The 6927-nt window shown below is 76.0% G+C and carries 7 protein-coding genes; 2 read left to right on the plus strand and 5 right to left on the minus strand.

Going from position 1 to position 6927, the window contains the following annotated elements; translation table 11 throughout:
• Positions 1-22 precede the first annotated feature (22 nt).
• Positions 23-655, minus strand: a complete 633-nt coding sequence (locus tag B7L92_RS26855) for a response regulator transcription factor (RefSeq protein WP_304364715.1) — start codon at positions 653-655, stop codon at positions 23-25.
• On the minus strand, positions 655-1971 hold the full coding sequence (locus B7L92_RS26860) for a sensor histidine kinase (RefSeq protein ID WP_255311152.1): 1317 nt from the start codon (positions 1969-1971) through the stop codon (positions 655-657). Before B7L92_RS26860 ends, B7L92_RS26855 begins: the two co-directional genes overlap by 1 nt.
• A 229-nt stretch (positions 1972-2200) precedes the next feature.
• Between B7L92_RS26860 and B7L92_RS26865 the strand changes: the two genes are divergently transcribed.
• The gene (locus B7L92_RS26865; protein ID WP_081239960.1) at positions 2201-2947 is read left to right on the plus strand and encodes an ABC transporter ATP-binding protein; all 747 of its coding nucleotides are present in this window, start codon (positions 2201-2203) and stop codon (positions 2945-2947) included.
• Positions 2941-5391 carry an ABC transporter permease gene (locus tag B7L92_RS26870; RefSeq protein WP_081239961.1) on the plus strand — a complete coding sequence of 817 codons (2451 nt, stop codon included), beginning with the start codon at positions 2941-2943 and terminating at the stop codon, positions 5389-5391. Before B7L92_RS26865 ends, B7L92_RS26870 begins: the two co-directional genes overlap by 7 nt.
• A gap of 44 nt (positions 5392-5435) precedes the next feature.
• Here the strand turns inward: B7L92_RS26870 and B7L92_RS26875 are convergent, their stop codons facing one another.
• The 3 genes from B7L92_RS26875 to B7L92_RS26885 all read right to left on the minus strand — a co-directional run.
• The gene (locus B7L92_RS26875; RefSeq protein ID WP_438364026.1) at positions 5436-5981 is read right to left on the minus strand and encodes a methylenetetrahydrofolate reductase; all 546 of its coding nucleotides are present in this window, start codon (positions 5979-5981) and stop codon (positions 5436-5438) included.
• A gap of 147 nt (positions 5982-6128) precedes the next feature.
• Positions 6129-6551 (minus strand): winged helix-turn-helix transcriptional regulator, encoded by a 423-nt coding sequence (locus B7L92_RS26880; RefSeq protein ID WP_081239962.1) that lies wholly within the window; start codon positions 6549-6551, stop codon positions 6129-6131.
• A 115-nt stretch (positions 6552-6666) separates the two neighbouring features.
• On the minus strand, positions 6667-6927 hold a 261-nt coding region (locus B7L92_RS26885; protein WP_497591471.1), incomplete at its 5' end, for a DinB family protein.

The following is a 6927-nucleotide window of genomic DNA, read 5'->3' on the forward strand; positions in this document are numbered from 1 at the left end:
GCCCCCTCCCCGGCCACCGTCCTCACGCCCGCAGGTAGGCCAGGACCGCCAGGACCCTGCGGTGGGTCTCGTCCGCCGGGGGCAGGTCCAGCTTGCCGAGGATGCTGCCGATGTGCTTGCCCACCGCCGCCTCCGACACCACGAGTTCCCGGGCGATCGCGCCGTTCGACCTCCCCTCCGCGACCAGCGCCAGCACCTCCCGCTCGCGCGGGGTGAGCCGTTCCAGCGGATCGCGGCGACGGCGCAGCAACTGCCGTACCACCTCCGGGTCGACGACGGTGCCGCCGTCCGCGACCTCGCACAGCGCCTCGACGAACTCCTCGACCTGGCCGACGCGGTCCTTCAGCAGGTAACCGACGCCCGTGCCGTCCCCCGAGTCCAGCAGTTCGGAGGCGTACGCCCGCTGTACGTACTGGCTCAGCACCAGCACGGGAAGCGTGGGCCGCCGCTCCCGCAGCCGCACCGCCGCGTGCAGGCCCTCGTCCTGGAAGCCGGGAGGCATCCGGACGTCCGTCACCACGATGTCGGGGGTGTGCTCCTCGACCGCGGCGACCAGCGCCTCCGCGTCGCCGATGGCCGCGACGACCTCGTGTCCGCAGCGGTCGAGCAGGCCGACGAGCCCCTCCCGCAGCAGCACGCTGTCCTCCGCCAGCACTATGCGGAGGGCTCGGTCAACTCGCAAGGCGCACAAGGGATCTCCACACGCAACAAGGTCGGCCCACCCGCCGGGCTGGACAGGGAGAGTCTGCCATCCAGTACCGACACCCGGTCCGCGAGTCCCGTCAGCCCGCTGCCGCCCGCCCCCTCGGCTCCGGCCCCGGACCGTGCACCGCCCCGGCCGTCGTCGGACACCTCCAGGAACAACCGGCCGTCCCGGTGCCCGCCGCTCACCCGCGCCCGGCGCGCCCCGCTGTGCCTGGCGACGTTCGCGAGCGCCTCGCACACCACGAAGTACGCGGCGGACTCCACCGCCCCGGGCAGCCTGCCGGGCAGCTCCAGCTCCACGTCGACGGGCACGGAGGAGCGGTCGGCGGCATCGGCGACGGCGGCCTCCAGGCCGTAGTCGGTGAGGACCTTGGGATGGATGCCGTGGACGAGCTCGCGCAGCTCCCGGAGCGCCCCGTCCGCCTCCTCGTGGGCCTTGGCGAGCTGATCGGCGAGCGGCCCCGGCGGCGCGTCCAGGCGGGCCAGGCCCAGGGTCATCGTCAGCGCCACCAGCCGCTGCTGGGCCCCGTCGTGCAGATCGCGCTCGATGCGCCGCCGCTCCGCCTCGAAGGCGTCGACCAACCGCACCCGGGAACGGGCCAGTTCGACCACCCTGGCCTCCGGGTCCCCGTCGCGTGGGGCGATCAGCAGCCGGGTCAGACCGGCGCGGGCGCCCGCGGCGACGCCCAGGGCGTAGGCGCCGAGGGCTGTCAGCAGCAGGCCCAGCACGGCGACCCCGAACGCCGCCGGCCAGGTGGTGACCGTCCACAGCTTGAGCACCTTGGCCTCCCGGCCGTCTCCGACCGTGGCCATCAGCAGCGGGGTGGCGACCGCGCCCAGCGGCAGCAGCAGCGCGACCGTGAGCGCGAGGGCGTCGACCGGCCACAGCAGACCCGCGCACAGCAGGGTGTGGCCGAGCTCCCGCCAGGTGGCCCGTTCCCGCACCCGGGCGGCCAGCCACACCCGCAGGCCGGGGGCGCCGGGCGGCCGGTGCAGGTCGTGCACCGGATCCCGGTCGACCAGGCGCAACCTGAGCCGTTCCAGCCGGGCCACCGGGATGCCGGCGAGGGCCGCGGCGCCCAGCAGCGGCAGCCCCACCACCACGAGCGCGAGCGCACCGCCGGCCGCCACCGAGACCACGAGCCCCACGAGCACCGCGGCTCCGGTCACGACGCCGGTGAGGAGGTACCCGGCCGAGCGCCACGGCCACGACGACAGCAGGTAGCCGGGGCGGGCCATGGCCTGCCAGGGGGTGCGGGGCTGCATGCGGATCACCGTAGGAGCCCGCGCCGCCCGGCACCATCGGCCCGGCAGGAGAACCGGAGGTAGGCCCTGCCCTACCCCGGGTCTCGCCCCTGCCGTACTGCGCCGACCGGCCCCCGAACGGTTTCGTGGAGCCACACGACCGGCCCGCGTCCGGCCCGCAGCGACCGGGCCGGGGCGGACGGGAGACAGGCGGACAGGGGGACGGGTGGACAGGGAAGTGGGGGAGCACATGGGCCGGACGGACGGTGACGCGATCACCCTGCGCCGGGTGAGCCGGCGGTACGGATCGGGGGACGGCACGGTGAGGGCGCTGGACGACGTCTCGCTCGCCTTCCCGCGCGGCAGCTTCACCGCCGTCATGGGCCCCTCCGGCTCGGGCAAGTCGACCCTCCTGCAGTGCGCCGCCGGCCTGGACCGGCCCACGTCGGGCTCGGTCGCCGTCGGCGGCACCGAACTGACCGGGCTGAGCGAGACCGGGCTGACCCTGCTGCGCCGCGAACGGATCGGTTTCGTCTTCCAGGCGTTCAACCTGCTGCCGTCGCTGACCGCCGAGCAGAACGTGACGCTGCCGCTGCGCCTGGCCGGCCGGCGCGTGCCCCGGGCCCGGGTGCGCGAGGTGCTGGAGCGGGTCGGCCTCGGTGAGCGGGCCCGGCACCGGCCGACGGAGCTGTCCGGCGGCCAGCAGCAGCGGGTGGCGCTGGCCCGCGCCCTGATCACCCGCCCCGAGGTGCTGTTCGGCGACGAGCCGACCGGCGCCCTGGACTCGCGGACCGGCCGCGAGGTGCTGGCGCTGCTGCGCGGCATGGTCGACCACGACGGCCGGACGGTCGTCATGGTGACGCACGACCCGGTGGCCGCCTCCTGCGCGGACCGGGTGGTCTTCCTCGTCGACGGCCGGGTCGAGGGCGAGCTGGCCGGGGCGGGCGCCGACGCCATCGCCGCCCGCATGGCCGGGCTGGGGGACGTGCCGTGCTGAGCGTCGCCCTGAGCACCCTGCGCACCCGCTGGATCACCTTCGTCGGCAGCTTCACCGCCCTGTCGCTGGGTGTCGCGCTGCTCGCCGTCATGGGCCTGGTCCTCGCCTCGTCGCTCGACGCGCCCGAGCGCGGCCCGGAGCGGTTCGCGGCCGCGCCGGTCGTGGTCAGGGGGCAGGACACCCTGCGCGTCCCCACCCCGATCGGCGACCGCACCCACGAGCTGGCCCGGCCGCGGGAGGTGCCGGCCGCGACGGTCGCGCGCCTGGAGAGGCTCGGCACCGTCGTGCGGGACCGCTCGTTCGCCGTACGGGCGCAGGGCGGACCGTCCGATCTGGTGGGGCATCCCTGGTCCACGGCCGCGTTCGCCCCGTACCGGATCGAGGCGGGGCGCGCGCCGCGGGCCGCCGGCGAGGTCGTGGTCGGCGGCGACTGGGCGCGGCCGGGGCAGAGCGTGCGCACCGACCGCGGCACCGTGCGGGTCGTCGGCACCGTGGCCGACCGCGGCTTCGAGCACGCCGTCTTCTACACCGACGCGCAGGCCGCCCGGCTGTCCCCCGTCTCCGTCCAGGTGGTCGTCGACGCCGACGCGGCGGCCGTGCGGGAGGCGGTGCGCGGCAGCGGCGCCCGGGTGCTGACCGGGGACGCGCGCCGGTACGCCGACGCCGACCCCGACCGGGACGTCGAGGCCCTGACCGCGATGAACGCCCTGTTCGGCACGGCCGGCGGCGTCACCGCCTTCGTGTCGGTGTTCGTGGTGGCCTCCACCTTCGCCTTCGCCGTCGCCCAGCGGCGCCGCGAGTTCGGCCTGCTGCGCACCGCCGGCGCCACGCCCGGTCAGATCCGCCGACTGGTGTGCGCCGAGGCCCTGCTGGTCGGCGTCCTCGCGTCGGCCGTCGGCTGTGTGCTCGGCGCGTACGGCGCGCCCGTCCTGGCCGACCGGGTGGTCGAGGGCGGTGCGGCACCGTCCTGGTTCGCCGTCGGCGACCACGTCTGGCCGTACCACCTGGCCTTCTGGACGGGTCTGTCCGTCGCCCTGTGCGGTGCGACGGCCGCCTCCTGGCGGGCGGGCCGCACCGGCCCGGCGCAGGCGCTGCGCGAGGCGTCGGTGGACGCCGGGGCGGTGCCCCGGGGGCGCCTGCTGCTGGGCGCGGGCCTGCTGCTGACCGCCGTGGTGACCCTGGGTCTCGCCCTCGCCGGGGACCCGGGCGACCTGCTGCACCGCAAGACCTACGTGAGCCGGACGATGCTGCTGATCACCGCGGTGGCGCTGCTCGCGCCGGTCGTGGTGCGCCCGTCGGCCCGGCTGCTCACCTGGCTGCCCGCCCGGCTGCCGGGGGCCGGGGGCATGCTGGTCCGGGAGAGCGCCGCCGCGGGGGTGCGCCGCACCGCCGCCGTCGCGGCACCGGTCCTGGTCACGGTCGCCCTCGCGGGCTCGCTGCCGGGTGCCACCGCGACGCTGAACGGGGCGAAGGCGACCGAGACGCGGGAGCGGACCGCCGCCTTCGTCGTCACCGCCCCGGACGACGCGGGGTTCGACGCCCGGACGCTCGACCGGCTGCGTGCCGTGCCCGGCGCCGAGGTGTCGCCGACCGCGCCGAGCGCCGTGTACGTCCTGGAGGAGGGGGTGGCCCTCGTCAGGTCCGAGGCCCGCGCCGTCGATCCCCGGGTGTCGGCGACCACCGCGCGGCTGCCGTTGGCCGCCGGCCGGCCGGCCGACCTCGACGACGGCTCGATCATCGTCAACGAGGAGTGGGAGCGGCACACCGTGGGCGACCGGGTCCGGGTCTGGCTCGGCGACGGCACCCGGAAGACGCTGCGGATCGCCGCGGTGATGACCACCGGGACGGGCGACAACGGCGTCTACGTCACCCGGGCCAACGCCCCCGGCGCGGTGATCGACCGGGTCGACGTCGCCCTGGCCGACGGGGCCGACACCGGTGCCGTGGCCGCCGGGCTGCGCGAGGCGGTGCGTTCCTCGGGCGGGGAGGTGTTCACCCGGGACCGGTGGGTCGCGGCCGCCTCCCCCGGGACCGACCGCACGACCCGGCTCGGCTTCCTGCTGGTGCTCGGCATCGCCCTGCTGTACACCGGCATCTCCCTGGTCAACACGATGGTCATGGCGACCTCCGACCGGGTGCGCGACCTGGCGGTGCTGCGGCTGGCCGGGGCCACCCGGCGGCAGGTGCTGCGGCTGGTGGCGGCCGAGGCGCTGCTGGTGGTCACGGTCGGCGGACTGCTGGGGCTGCTGGTGGCCGGGCTCCATCTGGCGGGCCTGTGGGGCGCGTTGGAGCTGCTGTCGGTGCGCGCCGCGGTCGTCCTGCCGTGGGAGGTCGTCGGCGCCGCCGCGGGCGCCTGCGCGGTGCTCGCCGTGGCCGCGTCGGTCGTCCCGGCCGCACTGGCCCTGCGCCGCGGTGCCGTGGGCCGGGCAGGCGTACGCGAGTGACCCGGCCCGGCGTCGGCGGCCCCCGCCGGCGCCGGGTCCGCGGGTCAGGCCGGTGCGCCGGAGGGGCGCGCGGTGCCGTGCGGGCCCTTCGTTCCTCCTGCCCCGTCCGCCTGGGTCGGCAGCGACAGGGACCGGTGGATCTCCAGGGCGGCGGTGGGGCGGTTGAGGGGGATGTAGTGCAGGCCGGGTGCCCCCGCGTCGAGGAGTCGCCGAGCGAGCGCGGTGGCGTGCGCGACGCCTGCGCGGTGCGCCTGACCGGGGTCGTTCCGAGCGGCCTCCAGCCGACGCGCCAGGTCGTCCGGGACGGTCGCGTTGCTGAGCCGGGCGAAGCGGCGTATCCGGTCGAAGTGGGTGGCCGGCATGATCGCGGGGATGACGGGGAGGTGGCGGCCGGCCGAGGCCAGTCGGTCGCGCAGCCGGAAGTAGTCGTCCGCCCGGAAGAACATCCGGGTGATGGCGAAGTCGGCACCGCTGCGGCACTTGGCGACGAAGTGGCGGATGTCGTCGTCCCGGTCGGCCGATCTGGGGTGGCGCTCCGGGAAGGCGGCCACCGCCACGTCGAAGGCCCCGCACTCACGGACGAGGCGCACGAGGTCGGACGCGTGACGGAGCCCCTGGGGATGCGGGATCCACGGTCCCCGCAGGGCACCGGGGGGGATCACCGCGCAGGGCGAGGACCTCCCGGACGCCGGCGTCGGCATACCGGCCGATGATCTGCCGCAGCGACGCCGGGGAGGTCACCCCTGCCGGCCGGCGGGGCGCTCCTCCGCCGCGTCGAACTCCTGGCGTGCCCGCTCCACCTCGGCCAGATTGCCCTGGGCCCATTCGGACAGCGTGGCGAAGAGCGGCGCCAGGCTGCGTCCCAGTTCGCTGATCTCGTACTCCACCCGGGGCGGGACCTCCGGGTGGTAGGTGCGCACGATCAGACCATCGCGTTCCAACTGCCGCAGCCGCTGGGTGAGGACCTTCGGCGTGATCGTGGCGATGGTGCGCTGCAGCTCCACGAAGCGCTGCTTGCCGTACTCGTTGAGAGTCCACAGGATCGGCGTGGTCCAGCGACTGAAGACGATGTCGAGGACCGGTGCGATCGGACAGGCCTGCTCGGGCTGCACGAACGCCGCACGGGTGCGGCGCCCGTCCGCGACGACGGTGTCGGCCATGGAATACCCCCCGGAAAGTGACTTTCCAACCATCATCGACTGTACCCACGGCCCGCCGCGCCGGGCCGCCGGAACGTACGCCGGCGGCCTCTCCCGCCTCCGACCACCCGGACGGTCAGGGACGGCGGCCGTACCAGCCGACGAGCCGGTCGATGTCCGGCGCGTCGTCCGGTACCTCCACCACGGGGCCGAACGGCACGGGAGGAGTGCGGGGTTCGGCGGGAACGGCCTCGTGCATGTGGGCGAGCGGGCCCGCGAGGACCTCGGGGGCCCACTGCGGCGGCCGACCGGTCGCCTTCGCGATGTCCCAGGTGTGCAGGACGAGTTCGTTGGTGTAGATCACCGCGGCCGCCGCGCCCGGTACCGGGCCCCACGG

This window comes from Streptomyces viridosporus (assembly GCF_002078235.1).
GTDB lineage: Bacteria > Actinomycetota > Actinomycetes > Streptomycetales > Streptomycetaceae > Streptomyces > Streptomyces viridosporus.

Excerpts from the sequence above, each read along its gene's own strand:
- B7L92_RS26865 (WP_081239960.1), top strand. The coding sequence starts at position 2,201 with ATGGGCCGGACGGACGGTGACGCGATCACCCTGCGCCGGGTGAGCCGG.
- B7L92_RS26860 (WP_255311152.1), bottom strand. The coding sequence starts at position 1,971 with ATGCAGCCCCGCACCCCCTGGCAGGCCATGGCCCGCCCCGGCTACCTG.
- B7L92_RS26880 (WP_081239962.1), bottom strand. The coding sequence starts at position 6,551 with ATGGCCGACACCGTCGTCGCGGACGGGCGCCGCACCCGTGCGGCGTTC.